At 33.5% G+C, this 19548-nt stretch carries 3 protein-coding genes; all 3 read left to right on the top strand.

The features are described 5' to 3' along the window. Nucleotides 1–130: 130 nt before the first annotated feature. The gene (locus tag H0I23_RS14430; protein WP_216783990.1) at nucleotides 131–2389 is read left to right on the top strand and encodes a gliding motility-associated C-terminal domain-containing protein; all 2259 of its coding nucleotides are present in this window, start codon (nucleotides 131–133) and stop codon (nucleotides 2387–2389) included. Nucleotides 2390–2430: 41 nt separating this feature from the next. Then, nucleotides 2431–4590 carry a type IX secretion system membrane protein PorP/SprF gene (locus H0I23_RS14425; protein ID WP_216783989.1) on the top strand — a complete coding sequence of 720 codons (2160 nt, stop codon included), beginning with the start codon at nucleotides 2431–2433 and terminating at the stop codon, nucleotides 4588–4590. Nucleotides 4591–5071: 481 nt separating this feature from the next. After that, nucleotides 5072–19546: a T9SS type B sorting domain-containing protein gene (locus H0I23_RS14420; RefSeq protein ID WP_216783988.1), complete on the top strand. Its 14475-nt coding sequence runs from the start codon at nucleotides 5072–5074 to the stop codon at nucleotides 19544–19546. Nucleotides 19547–19548: the final 2 nt, after the last annotated feature.

Genomic DNA, 19548 nt, shown 5'->3' with positions numbered 1-19548 from the left:
ATATTTGATGTTAAAGACTGTATACGTGAGAGATATAGCCCCGATGTAGATTACAATGATAAAATGAAAATCGGGCTAAAACTATAACAAATACAGTGTAATCCCAAAAGGTACCTAAACCTACGAACAAATGAAAAAACCTACTACACTCTCGAACAAAACAATTTTATTTTTTGCCCTGTTATTAAGCTTTGGCGGACTATTGGCGCAAACTTTAAACAAACCTACTCCAATTAAAAATCAAAACTTTTCAGGGCCTGGTAGCGCTTGGACATCCGCTTGTCCTTCTGCTAGTTTCAATGAATATTTTGTGAACTTTACATGGTCTGCAACACCAGGTGTAGATAGTGATAATCAATTTATATTAGAATTATCTGATAATAACGGTGGTTTTACATCACCAGTTACACTTGCTACTATAACAGATAAAAATAATACTACAGATTTTAATATAGAATTTGTTTTACCTACAGATACTAGAGGTACTAATTATAAATTAAGAGTTCGTAGTACAAGCCCTGCATTAGTAAGTCCTGAAACAATTGGTTACAATATGTTTTATATTGAATATAAGAACTCAGTAAGGATTACAGAAAACGGAAGCGGTACTATTGGTGACGGAACTGTATCTATATGCGATGGCAATACTGCTGTATTAGCTGTTGATAATGTACCTGATAAAGATACTTATCAGTATATATGGAGAAAGAGTTCTACTGTTTTATCAGAAACTAGTTCTAGTTTAACAGTTTCTGAAGCTGGTATGTATACCGTTGAAATAGATTATGGACCAGTATGTTCAGGATCTGCAGGTACACTATCTAATATGATTACTGTACAAACAGGAGCTGCTTTAGGAGTAACAATTAATACGCCATCAAAAACATCATATTGTATAGGTGAAACTGCTGCTGCTTTAGAAGCTACTATTAACGATGCTGATTTAGAATATACATGGTTTAAAGATGGTACTATTGTACAGGCTAAAACAGCAGGTGCATTTAACTATACTATAGATACAAATGACATTAACTTTAATGGTAATTATACAGTAAAAATTGAAGGTGATGATATTTGTAACGAAACTTCACCTGCATTAACAATATCAAAAACAGGAGAATTCAGCATTACAGAAACAAATGATTTAGATTTAGTTTTATTACCTAGTGAAACTAAAACGATAGGTATTACAACAACTGCTGTTACACCAACATACCAATGGTTTAGAAATGATACTTTAATTGCAGGAGAAAATTCAGTAAACCTAACGGTATCTGAAGATGGTGAATATTATGTACAAGTTACCCAAGGTGGAGCATGTTCTAGTATTGAAAATTCAGAAAAAACAAAAATTGTATCACCAGCATCTATAGAAATAGTTGCTACCTACTCATCTGCTTATGCGGAGTGTGATAATTCTACTATAATACTTGATGTAACTGAAATTAATGCTGTAGCAACGGACGGGACAAAAACGGATGTTACTGCAGATTTAAAAAGTAATCTTAATTACCAGTGGAAAAAAGATGGAACAAATATAAGCGGTGCTACATCATCAAGCATAAGTTTAACTGATCCAACAGAAAATGGAAATTATTCATTAGAAGCTATGCTTGACAGTTTTAGCGCTACTTCAAGTACAATACCTGTTACATTAAAAAGTAGTGAAACTGTTTCTATATCTTCAACAAACCTAGTCGCATGTAACTCAACTGATTTGATTACAATTAGTACTAATTATAATTTAATTGGTGAAACTTTTGAATGGATAAAAGATGGCGTTACAATAAACACTACAGATGTAGCTATAGAAACTAATGAAGTTGGTGTATACCAATTGGTTATTTCTAAAATAGGATGCCCAATAACATCAAACGAAATTACTTTAACTCCATTAGATGATTCTTTAATTACATTAGACACATCAGAAGATTTAGTTTTCCCTGAAGGAGTATCAAGAACGGTAACTGCAAGTGGAGGTACTGCTTACGAATGGGTTGATGCTAATAATATTATACTAAGTACAACATCATCAATTAGTTTAACAGAAGAAGGTACGTATACTTTAAAAGCGTATATAGATACTTGTTTAATTATTAAGCAAGTTACTGTAACTTATAAAGATACTTTTAAAATACCGAACGTTATAACTGTTAATGGTGATGGTATAAATGATCTTTGGTTAATTCCAAATACATACTCTAACAAGCCTGAAATAAACGTTACTATTTATAACGAACAAGGTATTGAGGTATTAAACGTAAATGACTACCAAAACAACTGGCCGGAATCAACAACAGCATTTCCATCACAGAACATGATTTTCTATTATAAAATCAAAAATGGGGGTGATATATTAAAACAAGGTACAATAACCGTTATTAAATAAGCGTTATTAAATAACCACAGAGTACCACCATAATCAAGACCATGCTTAAAAGAAATTTAATATACATATTTATATGTCTTCTTGCACTTACAAGACTAAGTGCACAAGAAGAAGATCCGTATTTAACTTACGACGTTCCGTCGCAAAATCTACTAAAGTTTAATAGGTTCTTAATAAACCCTACGTTTTCAACTGTTAGGGAAGATAAATCGTATTTTAATTTATTGCACAGAAATCAATCTTCTACCTTCCAAGATAATAACCAAACTTATTTTTTAAGTTATAGTGGTCGTATGAATGATAGAACGGGGCTTGGTTTAAGTTTATACTCTCAACAGTCTGGCGTATTAACTAATTATGGGGTTCTAGCAAACTACGCTTATGGAGTTAAATTAAGCGATAAAAGTAATTTTACATTCGGTGCAAACGTATCGTATTATAGAACCGGTCTTGACAGAACTAGAACAAGTACTGTTGAAGGTGAAGATCCTTTTTTAAATGGTTTACAGGATAGTAATTTATTATCTTTTCAACCTGGATTTAACCTTTCATATGGTAAATTTGACTTTGGTGTTTTTGCTGAAAACTTATTTGATTATAACTTAAGAACTAATGAATCTATTACCGAATTTGGTGATAAAACATTTTCTACACACTTACAATATACCCATCAGTTTGAAAATGGTATTGGTGTAATGGAAGGTGCTAGGTTAATGCCATTATTACGGGTTAAAAAAGCAGGTCAAAAATATAGAGTTGCTGACAAAGATCTTATATTAGGTGGTAGTCTTGTTTTAGATTTACCAAAATTAGGTTGGGTACAAGGTGGTTATGATACTTACTATGGTGCTGCAGCAGGTGTAGGCTTTAACCTTAGTAAAAGACTATCATTAGGGTATACGATGGAAAAAGGTTTATCAAACAATTTTGATAACTTTGGAGTTACGCATGAAATATCTTTTGCTTATTCAATTACACCTAACTTAACTGAAGATAGAGTTCTTTTAGAAGATTCTGATGAACTTGTTAAGAATAATGATTTACTTGAAGATACTGAAGAGCTAACACTAACATCTAAAGATGAAGAAATTGAAAGCTTAAGAAAAGCCCTTACTGAAAATAACGAGGTTATTGCTGAGCTTATGTTTAGACAAGACTCCATAGAAGCTAGTAGAAATGGTGATTTAGAAAGAAGGTTTGAAATGGTAATGCAAATGGTTAGACGTGAAACTAACGGTAAAAAACCAACTGTTGAAGAACGAGCTAAAAAAATGTATTTACTAAATAATGTAATTGATAAAGATGCTACTGAAGTTGCATCAAACACCCCAAAAACTTCAGAAACTCAGAATATAACTAATAATAAAGAGCCCTTAAATTTAGATAACAAAAAACCAATCAGTATAAAAAATACTGATGATGCTCTTGTAATTACGAATACAAGGCCGACTTCAGTTACCAAAAAAGTTAATACACCTACGGAAAAAAAGGTTGATGCATTTACTCAAATCGCAAAAAAGAATAATGTCAAGAGTCGAAAATTTACCAATTTAGAAGGTGTTAATGATGGCTTTTACATTGTTGCAAATGTGTATAAGAATACACATTATATGAATAAATTTATAGATGATTTAAGAGACAAAGGTATTGAAGCTGATTATTTTGAAAATAAAAATAATGGTTTAAAATATGTGTATTTAAAGCAACATAATTCTTGGAACGATGCTTTATCTTCATACAAATCAAAAGCAGATTCTAATTATTCTGGCGAAATGTGGATTATGAATGTAGATAACTCTAACTATTCTGACTCTGCTTACGCTAATAATTCTCAAAAAATTAGAGAGAAAGCATCTAAATATAATGTTGAAAATTTAAAGAAAAGTTCTGCTGTACAAGATAATTTAGCGACAACCAACCCAACAGTAAAAAACTACAAATTTAATGGTGTAGGTGGTGGTTACTATATTATTGCAAATGTATTTGCTAGTGCAAAAAATGCAAACAACTTTGTAAAAGTTTTAAACGCTCAAGGGTTAAATGCAAGTTACTTTATCAACCCTGAAAACAATTATCGTTATGTATATTTAAAAAAGCACGGTTCTTGGAATAATGCATTAATATCATACTACTCAAAAATAAATAACTCATACGATCAAAAAATGTGGATTATGAGAATTACACCTAGCTTGGTTACCTAGAAAACAGCTGTTTAAAAAAATAAAAAAGAGGGCATTAAAATTAAATTTTAATGCCCTCTTTTTTATTTAAAGAATACTCAAAATCATTCTAGATAAATCTCTGTTCTACTTCAAAAAATAATAAAATTTTAAGTTCAAACATCTTCTTATAAAAAATTAAAAATGTTGTGAAATTTCATATATACGACACCATTTACGCAAAAAGTAAGGTTTACTACTATTCAATTTCAAGATTGTAAGAATGTCAGTAAAAAAAATGAAGACCCTACTAAAAATGGCTTTCACAACATAAAAATACCATACTACAACAATAAATTTTGAAGCTAGTGTATATGAATCATATTTGTTTGTAAATGTAGTATAACGAGCTTTTTTGAAATAAAACGATTTAAAGCAATTCAATTACTGGCATTTTAAAATTGAGTCCTAGAAAATAAAATTACAGTATCAAACCAAAATATAGCAAATGAAAACTTTGTTTTTGAAAAAAAATAACCTCTTTTTAGTCCTATTTATATTCTTTACAGGACTCTTCGTCGGACATTCTCAACTTGAGGTACCTTTTGTACCTCGTTTACAGGATGGAGGAAATTCGTATATAAAAATAAAAGGTGATTATACTTTTGTTTCTAATGCAATTACCAATAGGCGTGATAATAACAATTCTGCTAATGTCCCTTATAACGGGAGCGGTAATAACAATAGTTTTCATAGAGAATATATTGATATTGATAACGATAATACAACATTCAGTTCAAGTAGTGCTGGTTTAACACTGCCCGACTGTTCTAAAGTGTATTACGCTGGCCTTTATTGGTCTGCAAACTACGAAAGAGAAGTTCGCAATTCATGGTATAGATCAACATTGCCTAATGATAATAACCGATTAGATTTTACAACCGTAAAGTTAAAAGTACCAGGAGGAAGTTATGTAGATATAGTGGCTGATAACAACCCAGATGCCGTTGGCGAAGAAGATGATATTATTTATGACAATGTTAATTTTACAGATTCACCTTACGTATGTTACAAAAACGTAACCAACCAAATACAGGCATTAGCTGACCCAACAGGAGAATATACTGTTGCAAACATTAGAGCAACAAGAGGTAACACTACTGGTGGTGCTGGTGGTTGGACTCTTGTTATAATTTATGAAGATACTAATGCGCCAGGTAGATATATTTCTACTTTTGATGGTTATGCAGGGGTTAGAGGTACAACAAATGTTGATATTAATATTTCTGGTTTTAATACTATACCTAATGGAAACGTAAAAGCAAAATTAGGAGCTGGAGTTGTTGAAGGTGATAGAAGTATTTCTGGTGATTCGTTTGAAATTCAAACACCATTAAACCCTGGTTTTACAAGACTATCAAACACCGGTAACCTAGAAAGTAATTTTTTCAATTCAAATATTACTATTGATGGTGCTAATGTAACTGATAGAAATATAGCAAGCACAAATACATTAGGTTATGATGCTGATATATTTACATTAAACAATAATAACAATAACCTTATTGCCAATTCAGAAACAAGTGCAACCCTTAGGTTAAACACCCGAGGTGATGCTTTTGGTGCTTTTTTGGTAACATTTGCTGTTGATATTATTGAACCTAAAATAATTTTAGAAAAAAGAGTAGAAGATGTTGCTGGTAACGATATTACTGGACAAGGTGTTAATTTAGGGCAAAACTTAGATTATGTTTTATCATTTAAAAATATTGGTAATGATGATGCTACAGAGTACACCATACGCGATGTATTACCTGCCAATGTAACTTTAAACGAAACAAGTGTAGAAGTGCCCGCAGGCGTTACTTATGTTTACGACGATGCAACAAAAACTATAATCTTTACGATACCTGATAACTTAGTTGAAAGTGAAGGTCCACTTGAAAGTATTCGAATGGGTGTACGAGTAGCCGAAACATGTTTTGATTTTGTAAATGCATGTTCTGATTTAATCGAAAATATCGCATATTCAAAATATAGAGGTATTGACAATGATTATCAAATAACTGACGATCCTAGTGTTACCGATTTTGATGATTGTGGTTTTGTAACCCCTGGCGCAACTAACTTTTTATTAGATGATTTAAGTGATTGTAAAATTTTAAAAACAGCAACTTTATGTGGTTCAGATGTATTGTTAGATGCTGGTGATAACTTCGATTCTTACATTTGGTATAAAGATGTTGATGAAGATGGAGTAATTAATACTAGTATTGATACTGTAATAACTGATAGTGATTCTGATAACGATCCAAGTACATTTTCTGCAACATTACCAGGTAGTTATATTGTAGATAAAATTGTTGCAGACCCATGTAAAGGTTTTCAAGAAGTTTTTACTGTAGAACTTTATGGAACTACACAAACTAACCCTATAACAGACTATTTTAATGAAGTAAATAGTGACGCTGACCCATTTAATGATATCCAAGGAGAAATTCTGAGATGTAGTATCGATGGACAGTTTTTAACAAATATATTTTTATGTGGTTCTTCTGCTACAGAAACAATTCAATTAAATATAGCAGATATAGACGGTATAAGATGGCAAAAATTTAGTGACACTTGTACTAATGATGATCCTTCATGTCCTAATAAAAACAACAGTTGTTATTCTGATATTGCTTCTGGTAATTCTTTTGAACTGAGTGAAACCGGAAAGTATAGACTAGTTTTAGAATACGATAATGGTTGTTCTAGCGATTTTTACTTTACAGCATTTAAAAATGAGCTAGATACTGAACCTGATTTTGATCATATATATTGTGATACTGATGGTTTTATTTCAGTGCCATCACGTCCAGGTTATGCGTACCAATTATTTGATGTAGCTAATAGTGCAGTTGTTGTCCCTTTTAGTGCCAATAATGGTTCTTCTTTTGATATTGCTACTAATGGTGAATATAGAATTGATATCAGACAAGTAGATAGTTCTGGTAATATAATTCCTAATTCTTGTGAGTTCGAATCTAGAGCAGTAGGTATTAGAAATACAAATTTTGAAGTAAACTTAAAATCTACTGATGAAAACTGTAATGCTTTAGGAAGTATTAATGTTCAAGTTTTAGACTCTAGAGGAAATTACAATTATGATTTAAGATTTAACGATGGTATAACCCACTCATACGGTGTTGGTACTCGTGTTAGAGAAGCTAATGCAGAAACAACTAATAATTATACTTTTGAAAATTTAAACCCTGACGATTATACTGTAATTGTAACAACACAAGATGGTTGTACCGATACAAAAAATATTACTGTTGGTAAAGTTGAAGATATTAGACTTTCTGCTGTAACTCTTACAAATATTGGTTGCTCTCCAGGATTAATTGAATTAACTGCTGGTGGTGGTTTCCCAGATCCTGAATATAGTTTTGCTATTTGGAGTAAAGATGGAACTGATTTACACACAATAAACCCTGATGGAACTTTAGACATACCTGCAAGTGACTACCAAGTAGAAAATATATTTGAATTTGGTTACGAAACATCTGGTGGCCCAACAGAGGCAGACCCAAGTGCGCCATTTATTAACACAAAAGTGCCAAATGAAAATGGTACCTATCAGTTTGTTGTAATTGATGGTAATGGTTGTTATACCATATCAAATGCAGTAGTAATTGAAGATAGAGGAGACATGACGATCTCTATTACAGATGATACTCCTGTTACTTGTAGTGGAAATAACGATGCTAGTATTACAATAAATACAGTAAACGGTGTTGGCCCTTTCGAATATAGTATTGATGGTGGTGCAACTTTTGAAGACACAGCAACCTTTGTAGGTTTAAGTGCAGGTACTTATAATATAGAAGTATCAGATACTTCTGGTTGTACTGTTACAGAAACACATGTAATATCAGAAACAGCAACCTTATCAGCATCAGCTGGTGTATCGCGTGATGTTACCTGTGACCCTGCTGGAGCACAAGTACGTATTACCAATGTTGTTGGTGGTCAAGCGCCATATACTTATAGTTTTGATGGTGGTAGTACTTTTGGAACCTCAAGTGTTGCAATACTACCTCCTGGCAATTACAATACTGTTGTAGTAAAAGATGCTCTTGGTTGCGAATTTCCTATGACTGTTTATGTTGAAGATTTTCCTATAGAGCCAGTAATAACACCTGTTGTAGATTACAATTGTGATGGTTCAGGAAACATAACCCTTAATAGTGATATAAGTACATATGATTATACATATGAAATTGATGGAACATTAAATTCACCTGATGAAACAAGTAATGTTATTAGCAATTTAGCTGCAGGCGTTTACGAAATAAAAACAAATTACGTATCACAAACACCACCAACACCAAGCTTATTATTGGTAGAAAATTTTGGCTCTGGTTCAACAACCTCTAGTACAAATACAGTAGGGTATACGTATGAAGATCAAACTGGAAATGCACCAGGAGATAACAATAGTAATATTGATGACTACGAATATACAGTAACAAGTAGGCTTGTTTCTCCATACAGTTCATGGATTAATCCAATAGACCACACTACAGGTACCAGAACAGGTAATGGTCGTTATTTAGTTATTAATGTTGGTACACCAGCTACAGGACAAGTTATTTACACAAAAACAATAAATGATGTTATTCCAAACCAACCTTTAAGAGTTTCCTTATGGATATTAAACCTCTTAAAAAGTACTAGTTCTGGATTGGATCCTAATTTAATAATTGAAGTACAAGAAACAAGTACTGGAATTCCTGTTCAAACCATTCGAACTGGAGATATTGCTAAAAATACAGGCGAGACTGATTGGACTGAATTTTCAGTAGATTTAAACCCTGGAAGCAATACTACTTTAGAATTTGTTATTAGAACAGATAAAGTCGGTAATAACGGTAATGATGTAGCTATTGATGATATAGAAATTTTTCAAATACCAGAGGTTTGTGAATTATCTGTTTTATCAACTGTAGAAATTGAAGATGATAAAGCTTTTTCTGCTAACTATATTTCATCTACAAATGTGACATGTTTTGGAGGTACAGATGGTACCATAACATTTGAAGTAAATAGCTTTGATCCTGCTACTGGTTTCGAATATTCTACTGATGGTGGCGTTACTTATACTACATCATTAACATCACCTGTTACTACTCCTGCAGTTTTAGCAGCCGGAACAAGAACTATAGATATAAGAAGAGTAAACGAACAAACGTGTATTGTACAAGTTACAAGAGATATTACGCAACCTACAAGTATTGTAGTTACAAATGCTCAAGTTGCCTATGATTGTGCTACAGATGCCTCTATAAAAGTTACTGCGACTGGTGGTACACCTGGTTATGAATACCAGTTAGAAAATGCTTCTGATAATAGTATTACGCACGCATACCAAACTACAGATACTTTTACAAATGTTGCCGATGGCACTTATAATATTCGTGTAAAAGATATTAGAAATTGTGACATTGTTGCTCCAAATCCAGTAATTATTGATAATCAAGATGCAGTATCATTTATTGCTGTTCCTGAGCCTTGTTATAGTGGGTTAAGTGATGGTAAAATAACAGTAACTGCTGCCGGTGGTTATTCTGGTTATTTATTTAGTATTGATAATGGGCCTTTTGAAGCTCCTACACCTTCTAGTAGTAATACTTTTGAATTTACAAACTTAGGTTCTGGTGATCATATCATAAACGTACAAGACCTTTTAGGCTGTACAACTGCGTCACAAACAATAACTATTAATCCTAAATTAAGTGTAACAGCAACTGCAAACCCTGTTACTACATGTGCTACAACTACTGATGTTACAATAACTGCTATTGGTGGTGATGCTAACTATGTATATGCTATTGTAGATAACGGTGTAACTCCTGTTGATGCTGACTTTAGTTCTACTAATGTAATTGCAAGAGCGCCTGGTAATTATGACGTATATGTACGTGATAATGGTGGCGTTGTTGATTTCTGTTTTGATGCTTTTGATATCACTATAACTCAAAATGATCCAATAGCCATTGTTGAAACTGTAACTGACGTTACTTGTTTTGGTGGCGATAATGGTGCTATATCTTTAGCTGTAACTGGTGGTAATGCACCTTACAGGTACAGTATTGATAATGGAACTACATACAGAACTATTGATGGTAACTTTGCTAATCTTACTCAGGGTACATACAGTGTACTTGTTGAAGATGCAGACCTATGTACTCAGCCTTTATCGGTAACTGTTGGTCAACCAGCTGTAATATCAGCTACTGTTGCTTTAACAACAGATTATACATGTAATGCTGATGGTGTAATAACTGTTACAAACCCTATTGGTGGATCAGGTAACTATCAATATAGCCTAAATGGTGGATCTTGGACTGCTTCTACTACAACTGGTACTGTTTATAATGGTTTAAAAGATGGAACCTATACTGTACAAATAAGAGATGCTAATGCTACTACGTGTAGTATTAATTTAACACCTGTTATTACTATTAATCCTTTACCTGTAGCGCCTACATTAGAAGGTACAGTAACTTATAACTGTGATGGTACAGGAAATATAACTATTACTCCTTTTGATGCAACATATACTTATACCTTAAACGGCCTTGATCAACCAGGTAATAATGTGTTTACAAACATTGTAACAGGTAACCAAACAATTACTGTTGATTATGGTAGAAATTGTGATACTGATATTGTTGTAAATGTTGCAACTGGTAATGAATTAACTGCCTCTATAACATCGCCTATAAACGTATCTTGTTTTGGTGGAACTGATGGTGGGTTTACTATAAATGCTTCTAACTTTGGAATAAGTGGTTTTGAATATTCTATTGATGGAGGAACAAATTTTGTTGGACCATTTACAACATCGCAAAATGTAACTACATTAAGTGCGCAAACATATACTGTAGAGATTAGAGATTTTGATACAAATTCTTGTTCTATTTCTTTATCGCAAGAGTTAACACAACCTACAGAAGTTACTGCAACAGCAAGTATAACTTCAGCTTTTACTTGTGATAATACTGGTGCTACTATTACAGCTATTGCTAACGGTGGAACACCAACATATACTTATCAATTAGAAACAAATACAGGAACTATAATTAGAGCATACCAACCTACAGCTACATTTAATAATGTACCTTCAAATGCAAGTGGTGAAAATTATATAGTACGTATTTTGGACAGTAGAAACTGTACAAATACCGTTACTCCTGCAGTAACCGTAGATGCTCCAGAAGTACCTACATTTACCGCAACTCCTACAGCGTGTTACTCTGGTGCCAATGATGGTACAATTCAAGTAGATATTACCTCAATACCAGGTAATGAAAATTTCCAATTTAGTATCAATGGTGGGTCATGGATTACTCCTTCTCCAGTGAGTGGAACAACCTATACCTTTACAGGTTTAGCAAATGGATCTTATACCATTGATGTAAAAGACGGTTTTGGTTGTGATGCCCTACAAGAAACAGTGGTATTGAGTCCACAATTAGTAGTAACCACAACTGTTGTAGATGTTAGTTCATGTAATGATGGTAGTATTACCGTAAATGCTACGGGTGGTAATGGAACATTAGTATATGCTATCGTTCCTGCCAATACTGATCCTACTGGATTATATACTACAACAAATAACTTAACGGTAACCAATGCTATGGCAACGGCTAATCCTGCTGGTTATGATGTGTATGTGCTTGATAATAATGGTGTGAGTTCTTTATGCTCGTATACCGAAGAAGATATCATCGTCAATACGGCAGCCACATTAACTATTACTGGAACGCCAACCGATCCTGAATGTTATGATGGTTTAGGGTCTATTGATGCTCTTGCTTCTGGTGGAAACATGCCATATACCTATGCCTTAACAGATTTATCTCCAGCAGATGGTATTGATTACAGTGTAAGTTATTCGAACATTAACTCAACAACAAATGCTTTTAGTGGAATTGGAGTTGGTGATTATGAAATTACGATAACCGATGCTAATGGGTGTGCTGTTACCTCAACTACAATTACAATTAACAATGCAGTAGAAATTACGGCTGATATTGTTCCTATATTACCTGTTGATTGTGATGATCCAGATCCTTTATTATATGGATTTGAATTTACAAATGTAGTTACTCCAACTGGTACAATAGAATATAGCGCTGATGGTGGTGCAACTTGGCAGAACTCCAATGAATTAAGAGGTTACCCTTCTGGAACTGCAGTTAATCCATCTATTCGTGTTACCCTAGCAAGTGGTACAATTTGTCAAAAAGATTTTGATAGATATATTATTCCTTATCCTTTAGATAGCTTAGATATTACCTTATTTCCACAAATACTAGATTGTAATGATTTACAGGTTACTGTTAGAGGTAGTAATGGAGATGATACAAACGGATATAGATATACATATACAGATGATCCTGCTAATTTTGGAACATCCACACCTGTATGGACTGCAAGGATTCCTGCAGGAACATCTCATACATTTGCTAATATTGATCCTACAACACCTCAACTTCCTGGATTACCTTTATTAGTACCAGGTAGAACCTATGTGTTCTACGTTGAAGATACTGCAGGTTGTATTAGACAAAGTAATGTTAATGTTAATGATGTCGTTTTAGATATTCCAATTAAAATTACTACTGAAGTAATACCAAGTTGTTTTAATTCTACTCCAGGTGTTGGAAATGGTGAAATAACATTTACTCTTAATCCAATAGCATCAAGCACACAAATGCGATGGGAAGTGTACCAATTAGGAAATTCAAGTCCTATTGCGGTTAGTGGTGCTATTGTTCCTGCCCCAGCTAGTAATGTCCCTTATAACAATACTATTAACGTTCCTGGTTTAGCCGAAGGAGAATATTATATAGAAGTTTGGCAAACAGATGGTACAACTGATACGTGTCGAGGAGGTAGTGAAAATGTGTTGGTAGATCAACTTAGAGAATTAACTGCAACAGCTACACCAACAAGAGATATCTCATGTAATTTACCTGGTTTAATTACAGTAGATGCAATTACTGGTGGCGGCGGTGCACCGTATACGTATGATCTTACTGGTCCTGCTGGATTTACAGCAGTAACTGGCTTAACAAGTAATCCTATACAAATACCTGTAAATTCTCCTGCTGGAGATTATATAGTGACTTTAAATGATCAGTATGGATGTCCAGTAACACTAGCTCCTGTTACCTTAGGATTATCTCCTAACCCAACAATTGCTGTAACACAAGATAATTGTGCTGCTCCAATAAGCCTTACAGCTACAGGGACTTCAGCTGCTGGAAATTTACGTTATGCTATTGTTGCTGCGGGTGATCCTATGCCAACAAACTATTTAGATAATAATGGTTTATTTACCAACGTTACTCCTGGAGCCTATGATGTTTATGTGATTGATGATAATGGTTGTACCGCAGTAGAGCCAGCCTATATTGTAAACCCTGTGTTATCAGCGAAAGCAGAATTGACCAAATTATTAGATTGTACCAGTACACCTGATGCAACTATCACGATAGAAGCATTAACTGGTTCTGGAAACTATGAATATTCAATTTCAGGAGCTGCAACTGTTGCACAAACAACTTTGACCAGTCCGTTTGTTTATGACGCATCTGTAGCTGGAGATTATATCATCACTGTTTATGATACTGCTACTCCTAACAGCGTTAGTTGTAATAGAGTATTTACGGTAAATGTTCCAGTTAGGGTTGAACCTGTAATAAGCTCAATTCAAGCAACAGATATCACTTGTATAGGTGATAATGATGGAACAATAAATATTACTGCCTTAGATAATGGAACAGGGCCTTATACTTTTGAAATAACATCATTAGATGGTACTCCTGTATCTATTGCACCAACAACTAATACAAATAATTCTGCTGAATTTACAGCTTTAGCACCTACAACTACAGCTAGTGGATATATAGTGACTGTTACCGGTAACGCAACAACTAATAATTGTTCAACGGATAGTTCTTCAGTATTAATTGTAGAGCCTACTGCAGTAAATGTAACTATAGATCCTATTGCCGATGTAGTACAATTTTTATGTACTCCAAATACAAATTCAGAAAACAATGCAACTATTACAGTAAATACTGTTAGTGGTGGATCTAATACTTTTGTAAGATATGTGTTTGAAAACACATCAACAGCTACAATTGTTCAAGATGGTTCTAGCAATGTTTACACAGAAACTAATTTAGCTGGTGGTTCTTATACGATTAATGTATATGATGATAAAGGTTGTGTTGGTTCAACAACAACAACTATTAACGCTTTTGATGAGCTTTTACCAGCAACTATTACTATTGATGAAGCTATCTCTTGTACCAATTTAGGTGAAGATATTACCATAAATGCTTTCGGTTCTATTACAGATTCTAGTACACCTGCTGGCCTTGCTAACTATGAATTTAGATTATTACCTGGTGCATTTGGAACTGTTAATCAATTTACTGATTTAGCTGAAGGTAACCATACTTTTGAAGTACGTAATGTAAATACAAACTGTATTGTTACGATTTCGCATAGCGTTAGTAACCCAAATACGTTTAATGTAGCTATTGCAAGTACTACAGATGTAGTGTGTAAAGATTCTGCAACAGGTACTGCAACATTTACGGTTACAGATCCAACATATACTGGTACGTATTCGTGGGAAGTATTTAATGCTGATACTACTACTACAGGTATTACAGGAAACTCTTCTGACTTAACTGCGACTGGTTTAGAAGATGGTGATTATTATGTAACATTTACTCAAGATGGTATTCCAACTTGTGATAATCAACAACCTTTCAGCATTGCTGAACCTACTGACTATTTAACAGCAGCAGCTCCAGAAGTAACTCCTATAACTTGTAGCCCAACTGATAACGGTATTATTGAAATCGTTGGTGTAAACGGTGGATGGGGTAACTATGCATATTATGTAAGTAAAACGGATATTGCTGATCCTAATGTAGCTTCTAATTACGTAGCAACACCTAGATTCGAAAACCTAGATGCTGGTTCATATTTCATATATGTAATTGATAGCAGAGGATGTCCTATACAATTAACTAATATTAATTTAGATATTCCAACGCCTATAACTGCTGATCTTCAAATTAACAATGAAAACTGTTCTAATTTTGAAGGTACAATTCAAGTAATTAATGAAACTGGTGGACAAGGAAGCAACTATAGCTACTTATTACAACGTTTTGATGGAACTAGTTTTGTTAACTTCAGAGCTATTCAAACTGAAGATACATTTAACAACTTAGGTGAAGGTAGATACCAAGTAATCGTTTCTGACCAATGGGGATGTTCTGGCATCGCTACTGAAATAGCTTTATTTGATGAAATAGTACCTTTAGCAACTATTATAAAACCTATTGATTGTACTGCTGATAACGGTGGACAAATTACAATAACACAAACTGGTGGTTCAGGTACTTATGGTTATTCAGGTACATTCCCTGATGGTAGCCCTCTTACGGCTAATACTGATGGAATATTTACAACTTTAACTCAAAGTGGTATATATACCTTTACAATTAGTGATGGTACTTGTATAAAAACTATAACTAAAAACTTACCAGCAAGAATCGATCCTGCAACACCTACAATAGACGGTTTTACAGATGTAACTTGTAATGGTAGTAATGACGGAACAATTACCGTAAGTATAGTAAATAATGGTTTAGAACCATATGTATTCCAAATTACGAATATGGATGGTAGTATTGTAACTATTAACCCAACAAGTGCAACTAATACCTCTGCTGTATTTACAAATCTTGTACCAACATCTGGTACTGGATATATTATTACAGTAACTGGTGATAATGATTGTACAAGTACAATTACTCAAACTATTGCTCAACCAGCTGTATTAACTGTTGGAGCGCCTGTAATAACTGAATTTGAGTGTACTGCAGCAAATACTACTAATTTTGCTACTATTACAGTAGATAACGTAAATGGTGGTTCTGGCGACTATGTAAGGTATGTATTTGTGAATACTGATACTAGTACTACTGTACAAGATGGTAGTAACAATTCGTACACTGAAACAAATTTAGCGGGTGGTAACTATTCTGTTACTGTTTACGATAGTAATAACTGTTCTGAAATTGTAACAACGAGTATTATTCCATTTGTTGGAATAACTACCCCTACAGTTAATGTTGATAATGATATAACTTGTAATGGTAATGATGAAGATATTACTGTAGGTGTAACTATAACACCTGTAAGTGCTACTCCTAATTTGGAATACACTATTACAAGTACTAACGGATATAACCAAACAAGAACCTCAACAAGTGCAAGTGAATCGTTTACTGCATTAGGTCTTGGTAATTATGTAATAACAATTACAAATACAGATACAGGTTGTTTCGTAAGAACTATACATGAGATTACAGACCCTAAAGAAATAGAGGTAACTGCTGTTAAAGCAACAGATGAGGAATGTTTAAATGATGGTGTAAACGGAGGTAGTTTCAATGTAACTATCAATGGCTATTCTGGAGGGTATGATTACCAAGTATTTAGATCTGATGGAACTATTTATTCTCCAATTCAATCTGGTAATACAAGTACGCCTTTAGTAGTTGATGATTTACCAGGTGGTAGTTATTATGTTGAAATTACTGAAACTGATGCAAATAGTACATTCTGTTCAGATAATTCAAATGCAGTAACAATTATTGCTCCTGAATTTGCAATTACTGCGCTTATCAATGAACAATCTAATGTTACTTGTAGTAATAATAAAGGAGGCATATTAGTTGATCCTTCAGGAGGAAAAGGACCTTATACAATTACAATTGCTTCAGCAACACAAACTTTTACAGAGTCGAATGTTCAAGCATTTATCTTTAAAGATTTATCTGCTGGTACGTTTAACGTAACTGTTACTGATGCTTTAGGATGTGTATTTACAGATTCTCAAGTATTGATAGAGCCAACACCTATTGATGCTACAATATCAAATGATATAGTTTTAGATTGTTATGGTGATGATACTGGTTTTGTAACTGCAACTGTTACAGCTGGTGGTTTAGGAACCTTACAATACAGATTAAACACGTATGATTCTACAGGTACTGTAATCATATCAACATCTGTAGCTCAAAACTCAAATACTTTTAGTGGTTTACTATCTGGTTTATACAGTATTTCAGTAGCTGATGAGGTTAGTTGTTTTGATGAAACTCCTATTGCTAGAATTTCAGACCCTATTGAAGTGTTTGGTTCATTAACAATGACTCAATCAATAACATGTGTTAACGATTTAGAGTTATTATTAACTGCTAATGGTGGTTCTGCTCCATATAGCTATAGTTTAGATGGTACAACTTTTACAGCATTTAATAACGGAAACCAGCATATTATAAACACCTTACCTTCTGGTAATGCTGCTGCTGGTACGTATAGGTATTATGTAAGAGATTCATTCAATTGTTTATCTATTTTATCTAATGAAATAAAAGCAGATGCTGTTAGTCCAATCTTAATAGCTGTTGATGAAACTAATGCAATTATTTACTGTAATGGTGATGATTCTGCTGTATTATCTGCTAGAGCAAGTGGCGGACTTGGAAATTATTTCTATGAGTTATTAGATAGTCCAACAAGTACAACTCCTTTACAAGGACCTATTACAAATGGAATATTTAGAAACTTAAGCGCTGGTGATTATTACATAAAAGTAACTAGTCAAGATTGTGAAGAAGTTACAACAGTAATTACAATTGATGAGCCAACACCATTAGTATATACAGATGATTATTCTGCTGTAATATGTGCTGGTGATAGTAATGGATATATCAATGTTTCTTTATCAGGTGGATCAGGAGATTACAAATATGCAATCTCTCCAGACACAGCTAAGTTTGATGTTATAAATAACTTTACAGATTTAGAACCAGGTACATATACTGTAATTGCACAAGATATAAATGGTTGTTTTATTGAAAGAGAATATGTAATAGCAGAATCACAAGCTATTGTTATTGATGCAATACCAAGCGGAGAAACTTGTTTAGGTAGCAATGATGGTAGTATAAATATTATACCAACAGGTGGTGTAGCACCATATAGCACAAGGTTACAAAACACAGGTTTTGTTGCTGATTTATTTACTTATAATGATTTAGCTCCAGGAACATATGATGTATATGTAAGAGATGATTTAGGTTGTGAAACTAGCATTCAAGTTGTTATTAATGAAGGTGTTAATTTAAAAGCTAGTGTAGAGCCTATTTATGAATGTTCTGGTGTCGTGCCTGATAACTATTTATTAGTTACACATGAAGATACTTCTGTTGAAGGTCAAGCGTTGTATCAATTAGATGATGAAAACTCAACTGATGTAAGATTAGAACCAAGCTTTACTAACATACCAGCTGGCAATCATACATTAATAGTTTCATTAAATGGTTGTATCGAGATGATACCTTTTACAATTGAAAACTTTGATCCGCTTACACTTAGTCTACAGAATATAAATATCAATGAAATTACGGCTATTGCAACTGGTGGAGATGGTAATTATACGTTCTACTTTGATGATAAAAATAATGGTGATGATAATACCATATTCATAAACCGTAGTGGTACTTATACTGTTAGAGTGGTAGATGGTAATGGTTGTGAAACTATTCAAACTATTGAAATGGAATTCATAGATATCGAAATTCCTAATTTCTTTACACCAGATGGTAATGGAGAAAATGATGTGTGGATTCCTAAGAATTTAGAAGGGTTCCCTAACATACTAACCATCATATTTGACCGTTATGGTAGAGAGGTTTACCGTATGGGTGCAAACGACAAAGGATGGGAAGGCTTCTACCAAAACACTGAACTCCCAACAGGCGATTATTGGTATGTAATTAAGTTACAAGGTGAAAATGACGATAGAGAATTTGTTGGACATTTTACTTTGTACAGATAAAT

The sequence above is a fragment of the Cellulophaga sp. HaHaR_3_176 genome (assembly GCF_019021925.1).
Lineage (GTDB): Bacteria > Bacteroidota > Bacteroidia > Flavobacteriales > Flavobacteriaceae > Cellulophaga.
The sequence above is the reverse complement of the archived record's forward strand: the minus strand, read 5'-3'. Positions and strand labels throughout refer to the sequence as shown.

What these genes read in the sequence shown, in the direction of transcription:
- H0I23_RS14430 (WP_216783990.1), top strand. Translation starts at nt 131, where the DNA reads ATGAAAAAACCTACTACACTCTCGAACAAAACAATTTTATTTTTTGCC.
- H0I23_RS14425 (WP_216783989.1), top strand. Translation starts at nt 2,431, where the DNA reads ATGCTTAAAAGAAATTTAATATACATATTTATATGTCTTCTTGCACTT.